We start from the raw sequence: 24,184 nt of genomic DNA, 5'->3' as shown, positions 1-24,184 counted from the left end.
TTTCGCTGTGATGAAAAACACACTCTTGTCGCGATCGCTGGCCCAACTAAAAATTAGCCTTTCAGGCATACTAGAGGAATAGAGAATTGTTGCGGTTGCGTTCCGCGCGATCGCCAGCCAGTTTTCCTACTAAATTTATCACAACGGCTCTCCCCACCGATTCCCACAAGGGCGATCGCCAATCCTAAAACATACGCTGAACTTCCCTGAGTCTCTCAACAGAGTCAGCAACTAAACTAACTTATTCATACTTTACGATCCTAGGATAACTGCTATGGAATCTCCCAACTTCAACCCACCCATCGTCCTTCAACCTCACAACTGCCTCGACTCCCAAGCCGGTAGCCTCCTCCAGCAACAGCTAGCCGAGATTGTGCCCGATCGCCACAAACTCTGGGTAATAGACATGGCCGCCGTAGATTTCATCGACAGTTCCGGGATCTGCGCCTTAGTCGGCGGACTCAACGCCGCCCGCCACCGGGGATGCCGCCTCGTCATCTGCAACCTCTCAGCAACAGTCAAGCTAATTTTTGAAATTACTCAACTCGACCAACTCTTTGAAATCTTCGACAGTTTCGAGCAAGTTATCTCCACTGACACTCCGGCTTTAGTTGCTTGATTAAAATGAGAACCCGAGTTTAAATCTCAAGTTTCCCAGAGACTTCAAGCAACCGCAGAGTTAATTTCAATATCATAAATAGGTTTATTTGTCAAGCAATACCAATGACAGACAAATAAATCCGGCACTTGAACTCCGACAGAAGCGATCGCAGGTGCAGCCGGAAAAGGCAAAAGTCGATCGAAACAAATCCTTTCCCCTACAAACCCGAACTGCATCAAATAAGTCGCCGGCGGCGCATTTAAAAGATTCAGCAAGCGGTAAGCCAACTCATACAACTGCTGTCGCCAAACATCCGACAAATGCACCGGTTGAGAATAACTCAACTTGCCCGACTGCTTAGAAGGTTCCCCACCAATCGCCTCAGCATACAGTGGGCCCTTAGCCGTCAACACCACAGGTAGCCAAAAATTACCCTCGCCGACGGGTACTTGCAACTCCTGGGACACTCGATCGCGCGCTGCCGAAACATTGCTACAAAATCGAAACACATCTTGAGCAGGAAAAACCAGATTTTCTGGTACATTCAGCGTCAAAGGACAAAATATCGCCCCACCCGGAGCGATCGCGCCAGAATCGAGTTCAGAAACCCCACAGATATTGACTTCAGTTAAAGGATCAGATTGAGCGATCGCCGCGGAGAGACTTGCGGCCGGATCTTGCTCACCACCCGCCACAATCAAAACCTCAGACATTGCCAAAGCTCGGCATTTGAATTCCCCGATCGTCCTCAGCCTCGACGCTCGGCAGATCCAGGCCCTTAGCCTTGCGGTTCCGCACAGCTAGACGGTAAGTTACGCTTTGCAACTCAGTGTGCAACTGGCGGTTTTCCTTTTGCAATTGCTCCAACTTTTCCTTAATCGGATCGAGCCGCTCGGCAAACTTCTGGCGGTAAACCCCCGGCAGTTCCTGCACTACCTGTTCTAGCATCCGAGAGCGATCCGTCAATTCTTGCACCGACTGCCGCAGTTGGTAAACCTCAGCATCCCGTTCGGCGATTTGTTCCTGATAAAAACCCACCTGTTCTTCAACAGCTTGGAGTTGTTCCCGCATTGCCTGCATTTGAGCTTGGTGGCGATCGGAAACTTCCGGCGCGGGCACAAAATTAGAATTGCCCTTCACCAGCCTGAAAAGTTCTTGAGACAACTGCTGCACCAATTGGTCGCGCATTTGCAGCTCTTCGGTGAGACGAGATACCTCTGATTGCAATTCTTTTGAGCTTACAAGTTTAGTTTGATTCACGATGACTCTCAGCTTTTGCTATATAGTTTGTTTCTCTTTAAAATATCTTTCCCTTACCGCAGAGGCAAGAGGCACTTTAAAAGTTGGGAACCCGTGAGGCTAGATATCAACGGTAAAGCCCAGTTTAACTCACATCAGGCATCCACGCCATCACTTTAGTTTCTTGCAGCAGACCCACCTAAAATCCTAGATTTTTTGTCAATAAACCTGGTTTCTGAACTTTTTCTGAGAATAGTGCAAGAGCTTAGGTGTAACCAGTCGCAGCCGAAAGGACTTTGCCAGCTTCGTCCACGGTGCTGCCAAAACAGATAATGCCGTCCTCGTGACCGGCCATCGCCAGAATTTTGCGATCTGCCAAATTCTCCTCCTCAAAAAGTCTAAACATTTCTAAGGCCATCTGGGGAGTGCCGTAAGGTATTTCTTTTCGAGTAGTAGGAATTTTAAACAGCAGTTGCTGCCATAGCTTAGGATTGTGGACGTGAATTATGCCGCCCACGTCCTCTCTCTGAAGGTACAGGGCCCCGTGAGTCAGGGACTCCGACGAAGCTTGTACGGGGCCCCGGCAGCCGAGGAAATTTTTTTCTAAGTTAAATTCGGTAACAGTACAGTATGATTCTGGTCCCAGAGTATTCAAGTGTGCAGTCTGGGTTCCCGAAATCACGAATTGGCAAGAATTACCTAGTCTGACACTGACGTTGCCAAACCCTATGCCATTTTCGTAGACGCCAATTAATCCCCAAGAGTGGAGCCGATCGCGCCAGTCCATCAAATCTGCTATGTTGGTGGCAGCTACAGGGCCTGCCTCTTCCCAATCACAGCGGTACTTAACGACTCCTTCATCCATTTTTTTGTCCGAGCAGACACTACTGTGACACGACAGACTTGGCCCAAGCTGAGACTTAATCGAACTTGTCAAGAAGTTGTCAAACAGCTTTTTTTGCCTCCTGCCTTATGTCTCGGTGCATAAGTGCCTTAACTAATCTACATTCCAGTGTCGCCGTAATTAGCTACCGACATTAGCAAAAAGTAAGCTACGAAAGAAGAACCAATTATTCCAAAAATCATGGTTTTGCCTCTAGGTGATTACAAAAGTTCAATATGAAAATGTACCTTTTTAGTCCGGGAGTTTGATTCCAGGCTTTTGCCCGATCGAGTTTTTGATGTGAAACTACATAAACTCCCTGAATCTGTTCTCTCTATACTACAGCATTTCTACTGAGTTTAACTCTACCTTAATAAATATTTATGGATAAAGTACCCCTTAATCCGGTAACTCCGGTAAAAAGCAACCGTACATTTACTTATTTTTTACGATTATATCTATATTTAAGCAAGAATCAAGCGGAACACAAAAAATATTTTTTTGCCCGTCTGGGACGAAGTGGCCCAATCTTCGGGTGTTCTAGGTTAGTCAACACCTATGTCGATCGAGCAATTTTTAGCTCCGGGGCATCCTACAACCGAAGAAACCGGGTTGAGTATAATATCATGTCGGGTAAAATCACCGCAACGCCACCTCGCGTCGGCGGCTTCACCAAAATCTGTAGTATTAGTATAAGTTATATATCTCGTAAACCCGCGCCTACGTAGAGGGGGATAGTCGATCGACCGAACCTGATATAAGTCCTATGAAGAAAAAAACAAGCCGATCGAGCAGTGATGACTCGATCGGCTAAAGTCTTCTGTGGAGTGCGATCGCTCGCAGCCCTTTAAATGTGGAAGTGATACAAGATGCTGCCGTCGTCTTTTATTTCGCAATTGGCATTAAAGACTTCAGCTTGTTGGTTCAAAAAACGCTGAGCCACATCCGGCGACAGCCGCGTTTCCATCGCAAACCGCACCAGAGTTATTTCGCCCCGGCCTTCTTTGATCAGTCGGTACAAAGCACTTTGGAGCCTTTCGCTCTCTTCTCGCTGAAAAGCTGCTTTGTACCTCCAATCCGCCACCGAAGGAATCAAACCGCGGCTGACCAAAATCGCCAACAGCAAGCCAATTCCCAAAATCAGAGGCACTGTCGGATCGCTCGTAGGCGTCGCCACAATTTGCGGCACTGTAGCGGCGGCCAAACTGCTAACCATTTCTTTTTCCGACGCTTGCGTATCCGCCATTGCAAGCTGAGTTTTGTTGTAAAAGTCTTGCTGAAGCTTCATTTGCTGCAACAGGCGAGCGCGCTCTCTTTCGTATTGGTCGAGTTTTTGCTGAGCTTGTTTCAGGTCTTGAGTGACTTGTGCCAAGCGTTGGTTGAGCGACTGATTGACTGATTGCCACCGATATCTGTTAATCAGGCGGCTTTTTTCAACCATGCCCTTCATCAACATATCCGCCGTTTTGATTGCTTGCTCCTGATCGAGCGAGCGATACCCAACCACAATTTCTAGGGGTTGTTCCGGCTTAGAAATTTTGACAATAGCATTTTGTCGAACTTGCTGGGGCGACAGCTTAACTGCATCTGCCACTGCTTTGACAACATTATCTGCTAAGAGAACCTCCGGGGTGAGTTGCTCTCCCTGCTTGAGAATTGTCGTGCCCGTGGTCGAAAATTTGACTGGCGGATTATTAGAACTGAGAGTGCCTTGAGCCATGAATCCGGGGGGCGGGGCGAGGCGGTAGGCCAGGGCGCCTGAAATACCCATAATTACAGCAAAACTGCCTAGGGCAATCCATCTGTATTGATGTGCTGAAGATCTAAAACGTAAATTTCCCATTTTGATAGTCAAGTCATAACATTCGCTTGCCGCAGCTACTGCCAAACGCCAGAGCGATCGTTTCTTTCTGGTTAGTCAAATTGACTGCTGAAAATTTTCTCAGTTTGTACCTAAAAGCTATTAGCTTTTGAGATTTGTCAATATTCATGAGCCCAAAAAACCGATCGCGCTTTTATTTGATCCGAGCTATAACTTCAGTTTTTGTCCTTAATAATTAATCTGTAACAAGGCTTGTGGAAGTCTACTGGCTTCAGACTAGCACTCAGGCGTGCGATATCCTCGCCTCCCCGTGTTTGTTGACATTCAAAACTGTCTCCTTTTCACCCTTGGCAATCCTCCAATTATCTTACGTCTTGGCGTCTTGCGGACGCGGTTGAAGAATAAAAAAAACCTTAAATAATCTGCCTAAAAACTTAACAAGCAAGAATTATACCATGCAGTTAAGAGTTTGCTGCGTATTTTAAAAAATTGTGGAGCTGGTTTCGCCCCAGATCCACATATTCACATAACAATTATGGTTCGATCGGTTGATGGTTCGATCGATCTGGCAAGGGCGAATGTTCAGAAGCCGATCGGCAAAATCAGACCCTCGCGGGCCATGACAGCCTTCGGAAAAGCGATTTGCACATCTTCGGCGATGCGATCGAGAAAATCGTCCGTGTGAGCCGGATCGTGGTGAAAAATCACCACTCGTTTCACCCGCGCCTCCTTAGCCATTCTCACCGCTTCCTGCCAAGTCGAGTGTCCCCAACCCACCTTCGGAGACTTGGGGTTGTGATATTCCTCGTCGGTGTACATAGCGTCGTAAATCAGCACATCAGCGTCGAGGGCTAAATTGTAAACATTCTCATCTAGCCGATCGGGAAAATGTTCGGTATCCGAACAGTAAACAACAGATCGTCCCTGCCAAGTCACCCGATATCCCATAGCAGTATTCGGGTGATTCAGAGAACCCGTCCTAATCTCAATATCATCCAGCATCATCGTCTGGTTGTGATTGAGTTCGTAGAAATTCAAATCTGCCTGCAAACCCATCAGCGGCACCGGCGAATTCGAGTGCAGCACCCGTTCTACGAAGTGCCTTTTCATGCAATCTCCATCCGGCGGAGTCGCGCCGTAAATATCAAAGCTATTGCCGCGGATGAAAGCTGGGGCGAACAGCGGGAAACCTTGAATGTGATCCCAGTGATAGTGAGTAAAAAACATATAAGCTTGCACGGGCATTTCTTGCACCAACTGGTCTCCCAGCATCCGCAAGCCTGTTCCGCCGTCAAAAATCAAGCGTTTGCCAGCGACTCGCATTTCCAAACAAGAAGTATTGCCGCCGTAGCGAACAGTTTCCTGTCCGGGTGTCGGAACACTGCCCCGCACGCCCCAGAACTGTACGACAAAATCATCTATACCTTTTATTGATTCGGAGGGTTGAGGGCAATCAACGGGAGTTGCCGCTACTGAGGACAAGCTGATTTCCATTTTAAAATTCAGACTTTAAGGTTCCACATTGTCCGTGATGGCGCAGCAGATGGTCGCACAACACTAAAGCTACCATTGCTTCCACCATTGGCACAGCTCTCGGCAAAACGCAAGGATCGTGCCGTCCTTTGGCAGCCAGCAGCGTTTCTTCGCCTTCTCGGGTAACTGTGCGCTGCTGCTGGCGAATTGTCGCAGTCGGCTTAAATGCCGCCCGCAAAATGATATTTTCGCCGTTAGCAATCCCACCCTGAATTCCGCCAGAGCGATTCGTCACTGTACGAATTACACCCCTATCATCAGTATAGTATTCATCATTATGTTCGCTGCCCTTGAGCAGAGTCCCGGCAAACCCGGAACCAATTTCAAAGCCTTTGCTGGCGGGCAAGGACATGATGGCTTTTGCCAAGTCGGCTTCTAGTTTATCGAATACGGGCATTCCCAGCCCTTTGGGTACATTGCGGGCGACGCATTCGACTACACCGCCGATCGAATCTCCGCTGTCGCGAACTTTTTCGATCAGTTCAATCATTCTTTCGGCGCATTCAGCATCTGGACAGCGGACTATATTGCTTTCTACTTGTTCTAAGGTAACAGTGTCCGGGTCGGCAACAGATTCTAAGTCTTTGATGCGTTTGACGTAGCCAACTATGGAGACTCCTGCTGCTTGTTGGAGAATTTTTTTAGCGATCGCCCCTGCTGCTACTCTACCAATTGTCTCTCTCGCCGAACTGCGACCTCCGCCTTGCCAGTTACGAATTCCGTACTTCGCATCGTAGGTAGCGTCAGCGTGAGAAGGGCGGTAAGTTGTCGCCATTTCGCCGTAATCTTGGGGGCGAGTGTCTTGATTGCGGACTAAAATTGCGATCGGCGTTCCCAAAGTTTTGCCTTCAAACACCCCCGACAGAATTTCGCAGGTATCTGCTTCTTTGCGAGGCGTGGTAATTTTGCTTTGGCCGGGGCGACGGCGATCGAGTTCGGCTTGAATGAACGATGCGTCTATCGACACTTGGGGAGGGCAACCGTCAATTACTACTCCCACACCGCCGCCGTGAGATTCCCCAAATGTCGATATCCGAAATAAATGCCCAAAGGTATTGCCCATTATGCTTTGCCCTGAAACCTAATAATTTTTAGCTTAAATGGAATAGAGATTTACTGTATTTATGAAAAATATACCATTGACGAGTAGGCGACAGGCGATCGCCTCACAGCATCACTCCCTTCCCGCCCCTAGAATAATATCTACCAGGGAGAGAGGGAGAGACCGAGAATAGGAGATATCTGGAAACACACTTAAATTCATCCGTGTATCCGTGTCCGAATCCGTGTTGTGCTTTCCTTCTTCTTTAGTCTTCGTGTTCTTCAAAAGGATCTCTCAATTCCTTAGCGGGAGGGCCGAAAGCCGTGTAGATGGAGAAACCGGTGATTGCCACCAGACACACGCCCAGTGAAATGCCAAGAACTGCTGCAGGTTCCATATTTTTGATCGATTATGAGTGCTCCACTCTATAATATTACAAAAAATAACAATCCGTCTGAAAGTCTCGTTATTTTAGGCGCTGTACGGTATGGCAGCCAACCCCCACTCCCCGTTTTTCGAGTTCCCCAGCAGCCAGGGCTGTTTCGGGGCAACCACGGGGAGTAGGGGTCGGATTTCCCCTACGGAAAACCCGGCCTTTGTACGGGCGGTGCCCAGAAAGCCCGCCCCCACCTACAGATGATTTCATGGGCATTTCAGGCATCGGGGCTCTTCACGAGGGTTTGCCCCTACAAGAAAATGAAACCGCCATGCCCCTGCCGGATTTCTGAGAAATTGCGATCGCAATTAGCGGTAGAAATATGTCAAACTTTTCTGTAGAGATTCATTGCAGGTGACTTATGGCACAACGGACTTGGTTAGGAGATATACTCAAACCCCTTAACTCGGAATACGGCAAGGTAGCCCCCGGCTGGGGAACCACGCTATTGATGAGCGTGTTCATTGGACTGTTTTTCGTGTTCTTGTTGATTATTTTGCAAATCTACAACTCTTCTCTGATTCTGGAGAGTGTGGATATGGATTGGTCGAGTCTCGGCCGCTAAAACTCGATCGCAAAACAGTAAGGCTAAAAGTAAAAGCTGAGGGTTGAGGAGAAAGGGTAAAAGCTAAGTTTTCCCGTTTTTCCTTACCCTTTACGATTACTTTTGCCATAAATAAACAAGAAGTAACTAAACAAATTGCAGGAGAAAAACCATGAATATTTTTGGCATAGGTTTGCCGGAAATGGCAGTTATTTTTACGATCGCCCTATTGGTATTTGGCCCGAAAAAATTACCTGAAATCGGCCGGAGTATGGGAAAGGCAATTCGGGGCTTTCAAGACGCTTCGCGGGATTTTGAGTCGGAATTCACGCGGGAAGCTAAGCAGTTAGAAGAAGCAGTAGCAACTAGCAGCAAACCGGCAACTGAAAAACTCGCGGCGGCGAAGCCCAAGGAAGATAGCACAGACATTTAAATGAACAACACTCAGAAGTCGGAAACACCAGCGGAGTTAGTGATTCCCCAGCTAATAGTTGGGTTGGGAAATCCCGAACCTAAATACGATCGCACCCGACACAACATCGGCTTTAATGCTGTCGATGCCTTGGCTAAATCTTGGCAGATTTCCCTGTCGGAAAATCGCAAATTTCAAGGCATATTTGGCGAGGGAAACCGGCCGCGGGGACAGAAAATCCGCTTGCTGAAACCGCTTACTTACATGAATCTTTCGGGCCAAGCGATTCGGGCGGCGGCGGATTGGTACAAGATACCTGCGGAGTCGGTATTAATAGTATACGACGATATGGATTTGCCGATCGGCAAAATCAGAATGCGGCTTGCCGGTTCTGCCGGCGGACACAACGGCATGAAATCGACAATTTCTCATTTGGGCACAGACAAATTTCCCCGCTTGCGGATTGGCATCGGCAAACCTCAAAATGATGCTGCTAAAAATGAGAAAGATACAATTTCCTTCGTGTTAGGAAAGTTTTCCTTAGAGGAAAGTCAGTTAGTAGAGAAAGTGCTTAAACTGGTTGTAGAAGCTGTGGAACTAAGCCTGCACCAAGGAGTAGAAAAAGCCATGAGCCTTTACAATAGTCGCACAATTGCAGAAACAAACGCGGAAACAAAAAGGTGAGTTCGAGACGTTTGCCTGAAACAACTGCATATGTCAGGGTTACTGGCCAATCTTGGCAAAAAGGCACGATTGAGGGTGAAGTGACTGCCGGCAGTTTTGAGTGGCAGTTTCAGTGGCGTTTCACGGCAGAAAAAACACTGATACTTGAACCTTCTCAGGGTAGGGCATTGATTCAGGAACCGCTGCACCGTTTCCTGGAAAAATGGGATTATCAATTAGAACCGGGCGGGGATTATTCGTTTACGGTTCGGGCTGAGTTTTAAAATCTTGGTAATGGGAAATGGGGAAAAGGTAATCGGAAATAAAAACTTCCTCTCGTTAAGATATCCCGATTCCAGTAATTCTTTAATTAATTATGGGAAATGGCTGTAATGGGGAATACGGTAATCGGGAAGGCAAACTTTCTCTAGTAGTATCTCCCGATTGCGGTGATTCTTTAATTAAACCAGGTGGCGTCGCTTCTCGGTAAGCCCCGCAATAATACATTGTCAAAACAGCTTTGTAAGCCCAGTGATTGGAAGGTACATCGGTAAAAGGATTTGGCAGGGTTTCCCCCTGATTCTGCAGGCAAGCATTCAGAATTTGTTCTGGGGTTGGCTGGAATTGTGGAGTATTTTCTGCTTTGGCAGTAGCTAAAAAGCCTGTAGAAATTAACAGTGTAGCAGTGGCAAAAATGGTGAGTTTCATACGTTTATAAATTTCTGAATAAGTGGGTTGGTAGTGAGGACTTTAGTCCTCAAAATTGTGGAAAATAAGGATTCTTCGTCATTAGGATCGCGAATTAAATAACTTATAATTTTAATTGTTATTGTGGGATGGGCGTCCCGCCCGTCCACTCATGACGGGCGGGACCCCCAACCCACTTTCCTTGTAGAAGTTATTTAATTCTCATTCCTTACTGCAAACCTTTGGAATGTTCGGACATTTTTCGCATTCCCAAAGCCAATACACTCAAAAACAACAGCCCCACGGCCCCAGCTAGCGGATTGCCGTTAACTCCTGTCACCCAATCGGGAACCGATGCCGAATATCGCACTAACTGCCCGATGTTAATCATGTAATATCCCCAGACTAAACCTGCATGAAGCCCGATCGACAAACCGAGGCGATTTTGGCGCGATCGTTTTCCCCAAACCAGTATCAAACCCAGCAGCAACAACCCCGGAAACTGCGGCCAACTCTGCAACATGGCGGCAACGGGTTTGATAAAATGAGATAGGGCAAACACTAGGCTATTCGCCCACAGAGATATTTTATAATTGTAATCGCGCTGCAACTCGTCCAGCAACCAACCGCGGAATACCAACTCCTCCGCAAAACCGACTCCAAGGGCGCTTAACAGCCCTTCTGCGATGATTCTCGGCAAATTATCAGAATTTTGCCACGCGACTAAGCCGAACAGCCCTTGCACCGCAAATAAGCTGAAAGTGAGCAAAAGCCCGATCGCCAATCCGATTAAAAGCTCAAAACCGTTTTTTCGCGTATTGATTAAACCGTAACTTTTGAGTAATTGGGTTTGTCCGTAAACCTGTTTCCCCCAGCGCGGCACTAGGAACAGGAATTCAGTAAACAACAATCCCATTGTCAGAATAGTTGCTAGGTTACTATCTTTAACTAAAAGATAAATTGGTGCTGCTAGCGGCAGCCAGATTGCCAGCAAAATTAATAAAAAAATTATCACACGTAAAGGAAATGGATAACTGGCTATTATTTGGATGCGGTTAATCATTGTTGTAAATGAGTTGAAATAGGGTAAATCGGCTTATTGGTCTGTCGGACTGTCCGACAGGGGTTAAAAACCCCTGTCTCATAGCGAAAGTCCTCTCAAAGAGGACTGAAATTTATCACAATCTAATTTAGGTTGGCAGTCGGTTAAAACCGACTTTTGCTATAAGACGGGGATTTAAATCCCCGGCGGGCTTGCGGGTGAATGCGAGAACTTTTGGCTGAGTCAGGCTTGAGTAAATCCGAGAGTTAGAATTTGGTAAATCCGAGAGTTAGAGTTGGATAAATCCGAGAGTTAGAGTTGGATAAATCCGAGAGAATGTACAAAGCAGACGGAAAAAGCTAGAATAGCATCGTATCGGTTGAAACTTTAAGTGAAGCAAAGCTATAACCTCAGATGACTGAAGCCTCGGATTTTTCAAATGTCGATCGAGAATTAGATGACACAATTTTAAGCTTCGCAGACATTCAGGCAGAACTCAACCTGCGCCACGCTAAAGATGCGCTGCGAGATATAGTAGAAAATCTCGACTTGACAGTTCAAGAGCGAACTGGACTGGAACCGGAAATTGGCGGGTTGGAGAAAATGCTCGACAAGCTAGAGCGCGCTTGCGTGCAAATAGCTGTGTTTGGGATGGTGGGAAGGGGAAAATCTTCGGTTTTGAACGCGCTGCTAGGTCAAAATGTGTTTGAAACTGGCCCGACTCACGGGGTGACTCGCACCACGACTATCGGGCAGTGGGATGTCGGAGAGGGAATTGATGAGAATTTGCCCGATAGATTTTCGCCAGTTGTTTACCGTTTGTCGCAAGTAGAATTAATCGACACTCCGGGAATAGATGAAGTTGACGGGGAAACTCGCGAACTTTTAGCCCGCCGCGTTGCTCAACAAGCAGATTTGATTTTGTTTGTAGTTGCTGGCGACATTACAAAGGTGGAATACGCAGCACTTTCGCAGTTGCGGGAAGCCGGAAAACCGATGTTATTAGTGTTTAATAAAATTGACCAGTATCCCGATGCAGACAGGCTGGCAATTTATCATAAAATTCGAGACGATCGCGTGAGAGAGTTGTTGTCTCCCGATGAAATTGTGATGGCTGCGGCTTCGCCTTTGACGGCGAGGGCGGTGCGCCGTCCCGACGGAAGTATGGGCGTGCAAATGACTCGCAGTTTGCCACAAGTGCAAGATTTAAAATTAAAGATTTTGGAGATTTTAGACCGAGAAGGCAAATCTTTGGTCGCGCTGAATACGATGCTGTGTGCGGGTGATATTAACGAGCAGTTGGTGCAGCGAAAAATGGAAATTCGAGATGAGGCGGCTAATCGAATTATCTGGAACGGGGTAATGACGAAATCGGTGGCGATCGCACTCAATCCAATTACTGTAGTTGATATTCTTAGCGGTGCGGTAATTGATGTGGTGATGATCTTAACTTTATCTAAAGTTTACGGCATTGCGATGACGGAAGCGGGCGCGGTGGAATTGCTGCAAAAGATTGCGATTAGTATGGGGGGAATTACTGCGGGTGAATTGGTGGCTAATTTTGGTTTGAGCTCTTTGAAAGGATTGTTGGGTTTGGCAACGCCGGCGACGGGGGGTTTGGCTTTAGGGCCTTATTTGTCTGTGGCTGTGACGCAAGCTGCGATCGCGGGGGTTTCTTCCTACGGAATCGGTCAAGTTACTAAGGCTTATTTGGCTAATGGTGCTTCTTGGGGAGATGATGGGCCAAAGGCTGTGGTGAGCAAGATTTTGTCTTCTTTGGATGAGGATTCTATTTTAATTCGGATTAAGGAAGAGTTGCGGGCTAAGTTGGATTTGGGCAGTGTGGAAAAACAGAAATTTAATTGATTTTTTGGGAATTATGCCGATCGATTAATCATGATTCCTGTAGGGGCGGGTTCACCCGAATCTCCAATAAAAATCCGACAGCCATAAAACCCGCCCCGGCCGAGGTGTTACGGTCGCTGGATTGGGTATAATCAAATATTAAATCCGGTCGAGCGTGCATAATATTTCGACCGGGGCGGGTTTAGTAGATTTCGGATTTGTATTAGAGATATTGGCGAACCCGCCCCTACAGGAATCATGATTAATCGATCGAACCAGATATTATTCACAAACCAATTATCAATTACCAATTATCAATTATTATATGTTATTAACCATCTCCACAACTCGCGTCCCTGCTACGGATTTGGGTTATTTGCTGCACAAACATCCCGATCGCCATCAATGTTTTCCGATGACTTTCGGGCAAGCCAGCGTGTTTTATCCAGAGGCAAATGCGGAAAGGTGTACGGCGGCTTTACTCTTAGATGTCGATCCGGTTGGTTTGGTGCGGGGCAAGTCGAAATCGGGCGATCGCCCTCTCGAACAATACGTGAACGATCGCCCCTACGTTGCCTCTTCGTTTCTGTCTGTCGCCCTCGCCAAAGTCTTTAGTACAGCTCTATCCGGTCGCTGCAAAGACCGCCCGGAACTCGCAGAAACCCCCCTTCCTTTGACAGTTAATTTGTCGGTTTTGCCCTGTCGCGGTGGCGAAAAGTTCCTGCGGCAAATGTTTGAGCCGCTTGGCTATCAAGTTGCTGCAAAACTCCTGATTCTTGACGAGCAATTTCCCGAATGGGGCGCGAGTCCTTACTTTTCTGTGGAACTGCAAAATACAGTTCGTTTGGCGGATTTGTTGAGCCATCTTTACGTGCTAATTCCCGTGTTGGATGACGACAAACATTATTGGGTGGGCGATGAGGAAATTGATAAGTTATTGCGTCACGGCGAAGGTTGGTTGAACGCGCATCCCGCCCGCGAACAAATTGCCAACCGCTATCTGAAACGCCAGCGCCGTTTGACGCGAATTGCTGTGGCACAGTTAGCAGAAGAAGATAATATCGACCCGGAGGAACTCGAAGTTTCTCACCAGCAAGAAGAGGAAGTTTTAGAACAGCGAATTAGCTTGAATCAAGAGCGTTTGGAAGCTGTGACGCAGGTTTTAAAGCAAAGTGGTGCTAAGCGAGTGGTAGATTTGGGCTGCGGTGAAGGAAAACTGCTGAAACTGCTTTTGAAAGAAAGCTCGATCGAACAAATTACAGGCGTCGATGTGTCCTATCGCGCATTGGAAATTGCTAGGGAACGTTTGCATATCGATCGATTGTCTCCCGCACAGCAATCTCGCATTCAACTAATTCAAAGTTCGCTAATTTATCGGGACAGCCGCTTGACTGGTTTTGATGCGGCGGCGGTAATTGAAGTGATCGAACATCTGGATTTAGAACGGTTAGCTGCTTTTGAGCGGGTTTTGTTTGAGTTTATCCGGCCCAAAAGTGCGATCGTCACAACTCCCAATATTGAATATAATGTTCGGTTTGAAAACTTGCCTGCGGGCAAATTTCGCCACCGAGATCACCGCTTTGAGTGGACGAGGGCCGAATTTCAAGCTTGGGCGAATGGGGTTGCCGAACGGTTTGGCTGTCGGGTAGAGTTTCGTTGTGTGGGAAGCGAAGATTTAGAAGTAGGTTCGCCTACGCAAATGGCAATATTCACCATTCCTGCAGCCCTAAAACCGCGTGCCGGCTGGGAGGAAGCGTTTGCAAAAATGGCAGAGCAAAATGATGATGTCCTGCTTGATTAATAATATTATTGTTAAACAATGAAAATTACTTTTCCCGAACTATCTTTAGTCGTTCTCATCGGTGCATCCGGTTCCGGCAAATCCACATTTGCGCGGCAGCATTTCCTACCTACAGAAATCATTTCATCCGATTACTGCCGCGGCTTGGTTTCCGACGACGAAAACAATCAAGCGGCTACCGCTGATGCTTTTGAAGTATTGCATTTAATCGCTGCTAAACGTCTGGGTGCAGGTAAGCTAACTGTGATTGATGCCACCAACGTTCAGCCGGAAAGCCGTAAACCTTTGGTGGAATTAGCCCGAAAATACCATTGCTTTTTGGTTGCTATTGTGCTAGATTTACCAGAAAAATTGTGTGGCGATCGCAATCAACAACGTCCAAACCGCAACTTTGGAAATCATGTAATTCGCCGCCACGTTCAGAATTTAAAGCGATCGCTCAAATCTCTAGATAGGGAAGGATTTCGCTACGTTTACGTCCTCCGTTCCCCAGAGGAAATCGACGCGGTGGAAGTCGAGAGACAACCTTTGTGGAACAATCGCAAAGGCGACTGCGGCCCTTTTGACATCATCGGCGACGTTCACGGATGCTGCGACGAATTGGAACAATTGCTGCAACAGTTGGGCTATCAAATTATCGAAAAATCCAGCGAATCCGATTTGGGGAATTTTCCCACCTACGCGCACCCGGAGGGCCGTAAAGCCGTGTTTTTAGGAGATTTGGTCGATCGGGGCCCGCGCATTCTCGACACCCTCAAACTCGTGCGAAACATGGTACTCGCAGAAACAGCTTTGTGCGTGCCTGGAAATCACGACATCAAACTGCTGCGAAAACTCAACGGCAAAAATGTCAAAATCAACCACGGACTCGAACAAACCTTAGCAGAAATTGCCGCTTTACCCGATGAATTGCGCGAATCAGCAGTACGAGAAATTCGCCAATTTTTAGATAGTTCGATCGGGCATTACGTCCTAGATGGCGGAAAATTAGTCGTCGCCCACGCCGGGATGAAAGCTGAATTTCAGGGACGCGCATCGCGCCGCATTCGAGATTTCGCCTTGTACGGAGAAACAACTGGCGAAATCGATGAATTCGGCTTGCCAGTCCGCTACAATTGGGCCGCCGAATATCGAGGTCAGGCAGCAGTTGTTTACGGACACACCCCCGTTCCAGAAACAGAATGGTTGAACAATACTGTTGATATTGACACTGGCTGCGTTTTCGGGGGCAAACTGACAGCTTTGCGGTATCCGGAAAGAGAATTTGTCAGCGTTCCGGCGGCTAGAATTTACTGCGAACCTGCCAAACCGATCCTCTTTCAAGACAACCAAACTCCATTTAACAATAGAGACATTAATTCACCCGCGCTCGATAGCGGTTTGGCGGCATTGAATATCACCGCCCAACAGCAGTTTGATGACGTACTGGACATTAGCGACGTACTCGGAAAACGCATTATTTCCACTCGCCTGCAAAGTAACATTACGATTAAAGAAGAAAATGCGATCGCAGCCCTAGAAGTAATGAGTCGGTTTGCAGCAAATCCCAAATGGCTGATTTATTTGCCGCCCACAATGTCTCCCGCTGCTACCTCCAACGAACCAGGACTTTTAGAACATCCAGCCGAAGCATTTAGCTACTACCAACAGCAGGGCATATCGACAGTTGTGTGCGAAGAAAAGCACATGGGTTCCCGTGCAGTTGCGATTGTTTGCCGCGACGCACCGGCAGCTTTACGCCGCTTTGGCATTCTCAGCGAGAGTATGGGCATTTGCTACACCCGCACGGGACGGCATTTTTTCGATAATTCTACCTTAGAAAAAGAATTTTTAGCGCGGGTAAATGTCGCTCTGACTGCGAGCAATTTTTGGGAGAAATTTCAAACCGATTGGGTGTGTTTGGACTGCGAATTAATGCCTTGGTCAGCCAAAGCTCAAGGTTTATTGAAAGAGCAATACGCCGCCGTGGGAACAGCATCTCGTCACGGGTTTGCGGAGGCGATTAAGAACTTAGAACAGGCAAAACAGCGGGGAGTTGAAATTAATTCTTTGCTAACCAGCTATCAAGAGCGAGCCGAACTAGCCGATCGCTATGTTAATGCCTATCAGCGCTACTGCTGGCCAGTTAAATCGCTCTTGGACCTCAAATTAGCACCTTTCCACATCTTGGCAACCGAGGGAACTGTTCACACTGACAAAAATCACTGCTGGCACATGGAACAGATTTCACAAATTTGTAAAGCTGACCCGGAATTCCTGTTAGCTACTGAATACAAAATAGTTGAAATTGCCGATTTTGACAGCCAATTGGCGGGAATTCAATGGTGGGAAAAACTGACGGCGGCGGGAGGCGAAGGAATGGTTGTTAAACCAATGGATTTTATTGTGAAAAATAGCAAAGGACTCGTACAGCCTGCAGTAAAATGTCGCGGTAAAGAGTATTTGCGAATTATTTACGGTCTGGAATATTCTTTGCCTGAACATTTAGAAAAATTGCGATCGCGCGGACTTTCCGGCAAGCGTTCTTTAGCTTTGCGAGAGTTTGCTCTGGGTGTAGAAGCATTGGAGCGATTTGTGGCGGGTGCTCCATTGAGACAAGTTCACGAGTGCGTTTTCGGAGTTTTAGCGGTGGAGAGCGAACCTGTCGATCCCAGGCTGTAATCGGAAGGTAGAAAGCAGGCAAAAATCTCGACTTGACAGTAATCTGGCAGGGGTTTAAACCCCTGCCTCAAAGCTAAATTGGTCGGAAGACAATTTAACAAATTATTAGGAAAACAACCAATTACCAATTACCAATTATTACTGTATCTTACTAAGGAATGAGAATTAAATAACTTCCACAAGTTGGTGGGATGGGCGTCCCGCCCGTCCACTCATGACGGGCGGGACGCCCATCCCACAATAACCATTAAAATTGTAAGTTATTTAATTCGCGATCCTAACTCATAACTTAGGTAATTGGCAGAGGTTGGGCGATTGCGGCAAATAAGGTGCGCCGTGCACACCCTACTCTAATTCCGCGAATCGGTGGGTTAAAATTCAATAAGGTTCAGTTAAAACTATTTATTCCTCGGAGATTCCTCTCGCATCCCCCTTAAGAAGGGGGACGCAAGAGTAATTTCTTGTCCCCCCCCTTCGTAGGGGCGGTGCCAAGAGTGCCCGCCCTTGGCTAGGGGGGATCGAGCTTAACTGAGCCGTATTTGCTTAACATCAGGTTTTTAACCCTAATTCGATCCTATTTGTAACCTCTATTTTTCTCCGACCAAATGCGGGTTGGTAGTCCCCAAACATAGACAAATCCTTCGGCAGCTTTGTGATCGAATTCGTCCTCTGCGCCGTAGGTTGCTAAGTCGAAACTGTACAGAGAATTGTCTGATTTGCGGCCGACAATAGTCGCATTTCCTTTGAAAAGTTTGAGCCGCACGGTTCCAGTTACTCGCTTTTGCGTGTCCTGAATAAATGCGTCTAAAGCTGTTTTCAAAGGATTGTACCAAAGACCGTTATAAATCATTTGGCTGTAGGTTTCTTCGATGCCTCGCTTGTACCGCGTTACATCTGCTGTCAGCGTCAAACTTTCTAAGTCTCGGTGCGCGTGCATCAAAACTAAAATCGCTGGTGTTTCGTAAATTTCCCGCGATTTAATCCCGACGAGGCGGTTTTCAATCATGTCAATCCGGCCGACTCCGTGGTTTCCAACTATTTCGTTGAGTTGGGTAATTAAGGCGACTGGTGATAAATTTGTGCCGTTTAAACTGACAGGATTTCCGCAATCGAAACCGATTTCAAGGTATTCGGGTGTGTCGGGAGTTTGCTCGATCGCCTTTGTCATCAAATACACCTCTTCCGGCGGTTCCGCCCAAGGATCTTCGAGGATTCCGGCTTCAATTGCCATTCCCAATAAGTTGCGATCGATACTGTAAGGCGAAGATTTTTTCACTGGCGACGGAATCCCGCATTTCTCGCCGTATGCGATCGTTTCTTCGCGGCTCATTTTCCACTCCCGCGCCGGTGCTAAAATTTTAATCTTGGGGTTGAGCGCGCCGATCGACACATCGAACCGTACCTGATCGTTTCCTTTACCTGTGCAACCGTGGGCGATCGCATCTGCACCGTATTTTTCCGCTGCTTCTACTAACAATTTAGCAATCAGCGGGCGAGCCAAGGCAGTCGAAAGGGGATAACGGTTTTCGTAAAGTGCGTTAGCTTGAATCGCTGGAAACGCATAGTCTTTGACAAATTCTTCCGTAGCATCAATAACTAAAGATTCCGAAGCACCGGATGCTAAAGCTTTTTTGCGGATCGGTTCTAATTCGTCTCCCTGTCCCAAATCCGCAGCCAGAGTAATTACTTCTTCAACACCCCACTCGTTTTTGAGGTAAGGAATGCAGACGGAGGTATCGACTCCGCCGGAATATGCTAGGACAACTTTTTTAGCGCGACTCATTGCTCTTTACATCCTGAATTTAACTGACATCTTGCACCCTTGTCACTAAGCTTTTCAGGGCGGGCAAGATGCCCACCCCACAAAAAAATATCATTTTTGTGGAACAGGCATCTTGCCTGTTCTGGAGAATGGTGCAAGATGTGATATTTAACCGACTTTTCATTATGCACCTAATTGAGATCGATTCTTGTCAGAAATAGTACAGATTTATATATTCTTTTTTTGATAAACTTGGCTATTTACCGGAGGAGTTGCTGCTGAAAATCTGCTACCGTGGGATACGGTAACTGTGGCGATGGGGAAAAATCGTGTTTTTTAGTGTTGTGATTCCGACGTATAATCGTAAACCGATTTTAGCAAAATGTCTGCTGGCTTTGGAAAATCAGCAGTTCGGTGAGATTGTCACAGAGTATGAAGTAATTGTCGTGGACGACGGATCGACGGACGGGACGCTGGAGTGGTTGGCAGCAAATGCTGACTTGTTGCCTCATGTGCGATCGATCTGTCAATCTCACCAGGGCCCGGCGGCGGCCCGGAATTTGGGCGTTGAAGATGCTAAGGGCGATACGATTATTTTTATTGACAGCGATTTGGTAGTAACAGAGAATTTTTTGCAAGCACACGCAGATGCTTTGCTACAGGGTTACAAAGATACTGATGCTGTTTTTACTTACGGCAGCGTGATTAATACTTGCAATTTCGACAATCCTACCTCAGAACCTTACAAAATCACCGATTTTTCGGCGGCTTATTTTGCTACGGGAAATGTGGCGATCGCCCGCCACTGGCTGCTGGCCGCTGGACTTTTTGACACTCGCTTTCAACTGTACGGATGGGAAGATTTAGAGTTGGGAGTTAGGTTAAAAAAATTAGGTTTAAAACTCATTAAATGTCCCGCTGCGGTCGGTTATCACTGGCATCCAGCTTTTAGTTTGGAGCAAATTCCAGGCATGATTAACCGAGAAATTGAGCGCGGGAGAATGGGAGTTTTGTTTTATCAAAAACACCCAAGTTGGGAAGTACGGATGATGATTCAAATGACTTTTTTGCACCAAATTTTGTGGGGAATTTTATCATTAGGTGGGATGCTGAACGAGCGAACGATGACTCCTTTTTTACAGTGGTTGATTGACCAAGGCAAGCCCCAGCTAGCTTTAGAAATTGCTCGGATTTTTCTGAATTGGTATAACGTGAAAGCCGTTTACGCCGCTTGCGGAGAATTGCAAGCCGAGACAAAGATACCATAAATCAGCCCCATCCCGCAAATAAGATATAAGATATTGTAGGAGTTTTTTAGGGCCCATTGGTGTCAACTTAAGCTCATAATTAGTAACGGTAACAACTGTTTGACAATTATGCCTACACTGCCCTAGGGCTGCTTAATAAGGGAAATTTAGGGAACTCACAACTTGGATACCAACCAGAAAAAAATAATTTTTAGTCTTAAGTTGACACCAATGTTCCGGCTTGTTTAAATTAACCTTTTTACTGAGGATATCTAATGAAAAATCTCAACACAAAGCACCCGATCAATGGCTGCAAGCATGGTCGTATAAAGTCTAAGAATAAAAATTTTACCTTTATTTAATCAAAATTGCTTGGTTAGCCTGTGATTAGAGGAATCTAGGCTGGTTTCTCACCAGAGTCCGATAATTTGAGCTACCAATATTTTCAAAAGATCGTTACTTTTGATATAATGAGAGATAATTTAAGAGTGTGCTAGAGAGCCAATAGTTGTGCTGGTTTATCTGAGAGTGTTAGCTACAAGCGGTTAATGACTTTAAAAATATTCCCACATATACAACTTGAATAGTTTGAGGGTTTGCTGTGAATACAACTGACGATAAAAATCCAAGACTAGAAACAGTTAGACTTGAAAACACTGTCTTACAAGAAAATATTTTAATGGTGGACGACCATCCAGAAAGCTTGCGGCTTTTATCCCAGCTTTTGTCTAAGCGGGGATATAAAGTGCGACCGACACGAGATGGCAAATTGGCTCTTAACTTTGCTATGTCGAGTCCACCAGACTTGATTTTGCTGGACATCATGATGCCCGGTATGGATGGGTATCAAGTCTGCGAAAAGTTAAAAGCTTGTCCGCAAACCAAACATATTCCTGTGATTTTTATTAGCTCTTTAAATGAAGTTTTTGATAAAGTCAAAGCTTTTTCGGTGGGAGGAGCCGACTACATTAGTAAACCATTTCAAACAGAAGAAGTGGTGAGCCGGATCGAAAATCAACTGCTTCTGAGCCGTCTTTATAAACAAATTTTAGCACAAAATGCACGGCTGCAAGCAGAAATAGAAGAACGCAAGCGGATCGAAGCAGAACTCCGAGACAGCCAACGCTGGCTGTCGGCAGTAATTAAAACACATCCTAATCTTTTGTACGTTTCCGATTTGATTGAACAGCGAACTTTGTATATCAACCGCGAAATATATAGCGATATTGGCTATTCTTTTGAAGAAATCCAGCAAATGGCAGGAGGATTTCTTCCTAACTTAATACACCCTGACGATTTGCCAGGATTCTCAGAACACCTCAGCAGGATTGAGGCAGCAAAAGACGGTGAAAGCTTTGAGTGTGAGTACCGAATTCAGCACAAAAATGGTGAATATCGGTGGTTTGTTAGCGTGGATACCGTGTTTGCCAGAACCGCAGACGACAAACCTTGGAAAATTTTGGGGACGGCTACTGAAATTAGCGATCGCAAACAAGCTGAACTAGAACTAAAAACAGCTTTATCTGCTTTAGAACGGCAAATCAAACAAAGGTTTTTAATAGAAACAATTACTCTTGAAATTCGATACAGTTTAAATCAAGATCAAGTTTTTCAAACAGCTACTGCCCAAATAGGTAGAATTTTTAATGCTGATTGCTGCTTGGTTCATACCTACACAGAACACCCTATTCCCAGAATTAATAATGTCGCTGAGTACAAAAAATCCGCATCCAAATCGCTTTTAGATTTAGAAATCCCCGTACAGGGCAATCCTCACGTTCAGTTTTTATTATCCCAAGATCAAGCTGTAGTTTCTGACGATGTTTTTTCCGACCCGCTGCTAGAAAACGCCCGAGATTTGTGCTGTCAAATAGGCTTAAAATCGATGATATCCATCCGCACTTCCTACCAGGGAAAAGCCAACGGAATGATATGCTTGCATCAGTACGATCGCCCCCGCCACTGGACGCAGGAGGAGATCACATTATTGAGCGCTGTGGCGGCACAGATGGGAATTGCGATCGCTCAAGCAACACTTCTGGAACAAGATAAACAACAGCGACTTAAACTTCAACAAAGCGAAGCTAGTCTAGCAGCCGCCCAGAAAATTGCCCACATCGGCAGTTGGGAATTTGATTTAGTCACCAATAAAATTACTTGGTCAGAAGAAGTATTCCGCATTTTTGGTCTTGACTCAAGTGCAACTGAACCGACATCTGCCAAACTTTTAAAGATGTGTCATCCCGACGACAGAGAATTATTTCAAGAAACAGTCAGCCTAACTATCTCACAAGGCATTGCCTACAAAAGAGAGTTCCGATTTTTGCATCCTAGCCGTCAAATTATATACGTGGAAGGAAGGGGAGAAGCTGTTTTTAGCGAAACCGGGGAAGTAATAAAACTGTTGGGAACAGTGATGGATATTAGCGATCGCAAACAAGCCGAAGCAGCTTTGCAAATTAGCGAAGAACGTTTTTATCTGGCATTTGAAGGCAGTGCGATGGGCTTGTGGGATTGGAATCTTGCCACGGGAGAAGTCTATTTTAATCCACGGTGGAAAATGATGCTGGGATATGAAGTAGAGGAGGTAGAAAATAGTTTTGCATCCTGGGAGCAACTGGTACATCCAGAGGATTTGTCTCCGGCTAAAGCAGCGCTCAATGCTCACCTGGAAGGCAAAAATCCTACTTACGAAGTGGAATTTAGGATGCTGACAAAATCCGGCGAGTGGAAGTGGATTTTAGCTCAAGCGAAGGTGATGGAACACGACGCTTCGGGAAATCCTTTGCGGATGACGGGTACGCATATTGATATTAGCGATCGCAAACAAGCCGAAGTAGAGTTGCAATTTAGCGAACAGCGAGAACGAGAAAAAGCGCAACAGTTAGAACAAACTCTGGCCGACTTAAAAAAAGCTCAATCTCAGCTCATTCAAGCCGAAAAAATGTCAAGTATCGGGCAAATGGTAGCGGGAGTAGCCCACGAAATTAATAACCCCATCAGCTTCATATACGGCAATATTATTCCTGCAGCACAGTATGCTCGCGATTTGGTAAAAATGATTGAACTCTACCAGCAATACTATCCTGAACCAGTTCCCGAAATACAGGAAGAATTGGCAGAAGTCGAGGTAGATTTTATTGCTGGGGATTTCCCGAAAATAATGGCTTCAATGCAAGAAGGTGCTAACCGAATCAAGCAGATAGTGCTGTCTTTGAGAAACTTTTCGAGACTCGACGAAACAGATCGCAAAGTAATAGACATTCATGAAGGGATAGAGAGCACTTTGGTGATTTTGCAGCACCGATTCCAGTCACAGCCAAAACATCGGGAGATTCAAGTTATTAAAAATTACGGGAACCTGCCCAAAGTCGAGTGTTATCCGGCTCAATTAAACCAGGTATTTATGAATTTGCTGGTAAATGCGATCGACGCTGTGGAAGAGTCATCAGCAAACTGTACTTGCAAAGTTAACCAGATTCGCATTGTTACTGAAGTCAGCAGCGAAAATCAAGTGTGTGTGCGGATTTCTGACAGCGGGCCCGGTATCCATCCCGAAGTTCAGTCAAGGATGTTTGACCCATTTTTTACTACTAAACCGATCGGCACCGGCACTGGTTTGGGGTTATCGATTAGTTACCAAATAGTTAAAGACACCCACGGCGGTAAGTTGGAGTGTCATTCAGAAGTTGGCCGGGGAACAGAATTTGCGATCGAACTGCCGATTTCGCAAAAGTTGAAAGTTAAAAGTTAGGAGAAGCTGTCATATCATGTCGGGTAAATTAACCCTAATTCTGGTGGGGGCGGGTTCACCAACAATCTATAATATCAGCCACAGACGAGCGTAAACGCCCCTGCACCGTCAGATTAGGGGCAATTCAACGCACAGGATATTAATCGTCTACCAGAACCTATTTTAGAGTGCGTCATAACCTGACCTTTTCTCCAGTATTTCCTGCGAACG

20 protein-coding genes are annotated in these 24,184 nt (G+C 46.3%); 10 read left to right on the top strand and 10 right to left on the bottom strand.

Annotated elements, in window-relative coordinates:
- The first annotated feature begins 274 nt into the window (after positions 1–274).
- Entirely contained in the window at positions 275–619 is a 345-nt protein-coding gene (locus QUA50_RS12825) for an STAS domain-containing protein (protein WP_333267596.1), read from the top strand.
- Positions 620–663: 44 nt separating this feature from the next.
- Here the strand turns inward: QUA50_RS12825 and QUA50_RS12820 are convergent, their stop codons facing one another.
- The 7 genes from QUA50_RS12820 to psbN form a co-directional block, all read right to left on the bottom strand.
- On the bottom strand, positions 664–1,314 hold the full coding sequence (locus QUA50_RS12820; protein ID WP_333267598.1) for a hypothetical protein: 651 nt from the start codon (positions 1,312–1,314) through the stop codon (positions 664–666).
- Positions 1,307–1,861, bottom strand: a complete 555-nt coding sequence (locus tag QUA50_RS12815) for an Npun_F5560 family protein (protein WP_333267599.1) — start codon at positions 1,859–1,861, stop codon at positions 1,307–1,309. Before QUA50_RS12815 ends, QUA50_RS12820 begins: the two co-directional genes overlap by 8 nt.
- A 244-nt stretch (positions 1,862–2,105) precedes the next feature.
- A complete protein-coding gene (locus QUA50_RS12810; protein WP_333267601.1) occupies positions 2,106–2,705 on the bottom strand; it encodes a class II aldolase/adducin family protein in 600 nt (199 codons plus the stop codon).
- An 865-nt stretch (positions 2,706–3,570) separates the two neighbouring features.
- Positions 3,571–4,494 (bottom strand): hypothetical protein, encoded by a 924-nt coding sequence (locus QUA50_RS12805; RefSeq protein ID WP_333054592.1) that lies wholly within the window; start codon positions 4,492–4,494, stop codon positions 3,571–3,573.
- 633 nt (positions 4,495–5,127) lie between these two features.
- On the bottom strand, positions 5,128–6,039 hold the full coding sequence (locus QUA50_RS12800; protein WP_333163148.1) for an MBL fold metallo-hydrolase: 912 nt from the start codon (positions 6,037–6,039) through the stop codon (positions 5,128–5,130).
- A 1-nt stretch (position 6,040) separates the two neighbouring features.
- Positions 6,041–7,141: a chorismate synthase gene (gene aroC, locus QUA50_RS12795; protein WP_333267604.1), complete on the bottom strand. Its 1,101-nt coding sequence runs from the start codon at positions 7,139–7,141 to the stop codon at positions 6,041–6,043.
- Between the two features lie 244 nt (positions 7,142–7,385).
- The gene (gene psbN, locus QUA50_RS12790; protein WP_190742515.1) at positions 7,386–7,517 is read right to left on the bottom strand and encodes a photosystem II reaction center protein PsbN; all 132 of its coding nucleotides are present in this window, start codon (positions 7,515–7,517) and stop codon (positions 7,386–7,388) included.
- Between the two features lie 400 nt (positions 7,518–7,917).
- Here psbN and psbH point away from each other — a divergent pair, with 400 nt between their 5' ends.
- The 4 genes from psbH to QUA50_RS12770 all read left to right on the top strand — a co-directional run bounded on the left by psbH (position 7,918) and on the right by QUA50_RS12770 (position 9,459).
- Entirely contained in the window at positions 7,918–8,121 is a 204-nt protein-coding gene (gene psbH, locus QUA50_RS12785; RefSeq protein ID WP_015176007.1) for a photosystem II reaction center phosphoprotein PsbH, read from the top strand.
- A 151-nt stretch (positions 8,122–8,272) separates the two neighbouring features.
- Complete coding sequence (locus tag QUA50_RS12780) at positions 8,273–8,533, top strand: TatA/E family twin arginine-targeting protein translocase (RefSeq protein ID WP_333267606.1); 261 nt, start codon at positions 8,273–8,275, stop codon at positions 8,531–8,533.
- Positions 8,534–9,196, top strand: coding sequence for an aminoacyl-tRNA hydrolase (gene pth / locus QUA50_RS12775; RefSeq protein ID WP_333267608.1), 663 nt, complete (start codon positions 8,534–8,536; stop codon positions 9,194–9,196).
- A complete protein-coding gene (locus QUA50_RS12770; protein WP_333267610.1) occupies positions 9,193–9,459 on the top strand; it encodes a DUF3146 family protein in 267 nt (88 codons plus the stop codon). Before pth ends, QUA50_RS12770 begins: the two co-directional genes overlap by 4 nt.
- A gap of 82 nt (positions 9,460–9,541) precedes the next feature.
- On the opposite strand, the gene QUA50_RS12765 is transcribed toward QUA50_RS12770, so the two are convergent.
- Both QUA50_RS12765 and QUA50_RS12760 read right to left on the bottom strand, forming a co-directional pair.
- A complete protein-coding gene (locus QUA50_RS12765) occupies positions 9,542–9,883 on the bottom strand; it encodes an S-layer protein (RefSeq protein ID WP_333267612.1) in 342 nt (113 codons plus the stop codon).
- A 208-nt stretch (positions 9,884–10,091) separates the two neighbouring features.
- Complete coding sequence (locus QUA50_RS12760; RefSeq protein WP_333261135.1) at positions 10,092–10,925, bottom strand: CPBP family intramembrane glutamic endopeptidase; 834 nt, start codon at positions 10,923–10,925, stop codon at positions 10,092–10,094.
- A 393-nt stretch (positions 10,926–11,318) separates the two neighbouring features.
- On the opposite strand from QUA50_RS12760, the gene QUA50_RS12755 reads away from it, so the two are divergent.
- The 3 genes from QUA50_RS12755 (at position 11,319) to QUA50_RS12745 (ending at position 17,211) form a co-directional block, all read left to right on the top strand.
- Complete coding sequence (locus QUA50_RS12755; RefSeq protein WP_333261133.1) at positions 11,319–12,770, top strand: GTP-binding protein; 1,452 nt, start codon at positions 11,319–11,321, stop codon at positions 12,768–12,770.
- 304 nt (positions 12,771–13,074) lie between these two features.
- A complete protein-coding gene (locus QUA50_RS12750) occupies positions 13,075–14,550 on the top strand; it encodes a 3' terminal RNA ribose 2'-O-methyltransferase Hen1 (protein WP_333261130.1) in 1,476 nt (491 codons plus the stop codon).
- Positions 14,551–14,568: 18 nt separating this feature from the next.
- Entirely contained in the window at positions 14,569–17,211 is a 2,643-nt protein-coding gene (locus tag QUA50_RS12745; protein WP_333261127.1) for a polynucleotide kinase-phosphatase, read from the top strand.
- Between the two features lie 574 nt (positions 17,212–17,785).
- Here the strand turns inward: QUA50_RS12745 and QUA50_RS12740 are convergent.
- Positions 17,786–18,994 carry an argininosuccinate synthase gene (locus QUA50_RS12740; RefSeq protein ID WP_333054600.1) on the bottom strand — a complete coding sequence of 403 codons (1,209 nt, stop codon included), beginning with the start codon at positions 18,992–18,994 and terminating at the stop codon, positions 17,786–17,788.
- A gap of 308 nt (positions 18,995–19,302) precedes the next feature.
- Between QUA50_RS12740 and QUA50_RS12735 the strand changes: the two genes are divergently transcribed.
- Together QUA50_RS12735 and QUA50_RS12730 are read left to right on the top strand one after the other, a co-directional pair.
- Positions 19,303–20,241 (top strand): glycosyltransferase, encoded by a 939-nt coding sequence (locus tag QUA50_RS12735; protein WP_333261124.1) that lies wholly within the window; start codon positions 19,303–19,305, stop codon positions 20,239–20,241.
- A gap of 580 nt (positions 20,242–20,821) precedes the next feature.
- Positions 20,822–23,974: a PAS domain-containing protein gene (locus tag QUA50_RS12730; protein WP_333261121.1), complete on the top strand. Its 3,153-nt coding sequence runs from the start codon at positions 20,822–20,824 to the stop codon at positions 23,972–23,974.
- Positions 23,975–24,184: the final 210 nt, after the last annotated feature.

This window comes from Microcoleus sp. M2_D5, from assembly GCF_036701935.1.
GTDB lineage: Bacteria > Cyanobacteriota > Cyanobacteriia > Cyanobacteriales > Microcoleaceae > Microcoleus.
This window is presented reverse-complemented; position numbering and strand designations above follow the sequence as displayed.

Excerpts from the sequence above, each read along its gene's own strand:
- QUA50_RS12825 (WP_333267596.1), top strand. The coding sequence starts at position 275 with ATGGAATCTCCCAACTTCAACCCACCCATCGTCCTTCAACCTCACAAC.
- QUA50_RS12820 (WP_333267598.1), bottom strand. The coding sequence starts at position 1,314 with ATGTCTGAGGTTTTGATTGTGGCGGGTGGTGAGCAAGATCCGGCCGCA.
- QUA50_RS12810 (WP_333267601.1), bottom strand. The coding sequence starts at position 2,705 with ATGGATGAAGGAGTCGTTAAGTACCGCTGTGATTGGGAAGAGGCAGGC.
- QUA50_RS12805 (WP_333054592.1), bottom strand. The coding sequence starts at position 4,494 with ATGGGTATTTCAGGCGCCCTGGCCTACCGCCTCGCCCCGCCCCCCGGA.
- QUA50_RS12800 (WP_333163148.1), bottom strand. The coding sequence starts at position 6,039 with ATGGAAATCAGCTTGTCCTCAGTAGCGGCAACTCCCGTTGATTGCCCT.
- aroC (WP_333267604.1), bottom strand. The coding sequence starts at position 7,141 with ATGGGCAATACCTTTGGGCATTTATTTCGGATATCGACATTTGGGGAA.
- psbN (WP_190742515.1), bottom strand. The coding sequence starts at position 7,517 with ATGGAACCTGCAGCAGTTCTTGGCATTTCACTGGGCGTGTGTCTGGTG.
- psbH (WP_015176007.1), top strand. The coding sequence starts at position 7,918 with ATGGCACAACGGACTTGGTTAGGAGATATACTCAAACCCCTTAACTCG.
- QUA50_RS12780 (WP_333267606.1), top strand. The coding sequence starts at position 8,273 with ATGAATATTTTTGGCATAGGTTTGCCGGAAATGGCAGTTATTTTTACG.
- pth (WP_333267608.1), top strand. The coding sequence starts at position 8,534 with ATGAACAACACTCAGAAGTCGGAAACACCAGCGGAGTTAGTGATTCCC.
- QUA50_RS12765 (WP_333267612.1), bottom strand. The coding sequence starts at position 9,883 with ATGAAACTCACCATTTTTGCCACTGCTACACTGTTAATTTCTACAGGC.
- QUA50_RS12760 (WP_333261135.1), bottom strand. The coding sequence starts at position 10,925 with ATGATTAACCGCATCCAAATAATAGCCAGTTATCCATTTCCTTTACGT.
- QUA50_RS12755 (WP_333261133.1), top strand. The coding sequence starts at position 11,319 with ATGACTGAAGCCTCGGATTTTTCAAATGTCGATCGAGAATTAGATGAC.
- QUA50_RS12750 (WP_333261130.1), top strand. The coding sequence starts at position 13,075 with ATGTTATTAACCATCTCCACAACTCGCGTCCCTGCTACGGATTTGGGT.
- QUA50_RS12745 (WP_333261127.1), top strand. The coding sequence starts at position 14,569 with ATGAAAATTACTTTTCCCGAACTATCTTTAGTCGTTCTCATCGGTGCA.
- QUA50_RS12740 (WP_333054600.1), bottom strand. The coding sequence starts at position 18,994 with ATGAGTCGCGCTAAAAAAGTTGTCCTAGCATATTCCGGCGGAGTCGAT.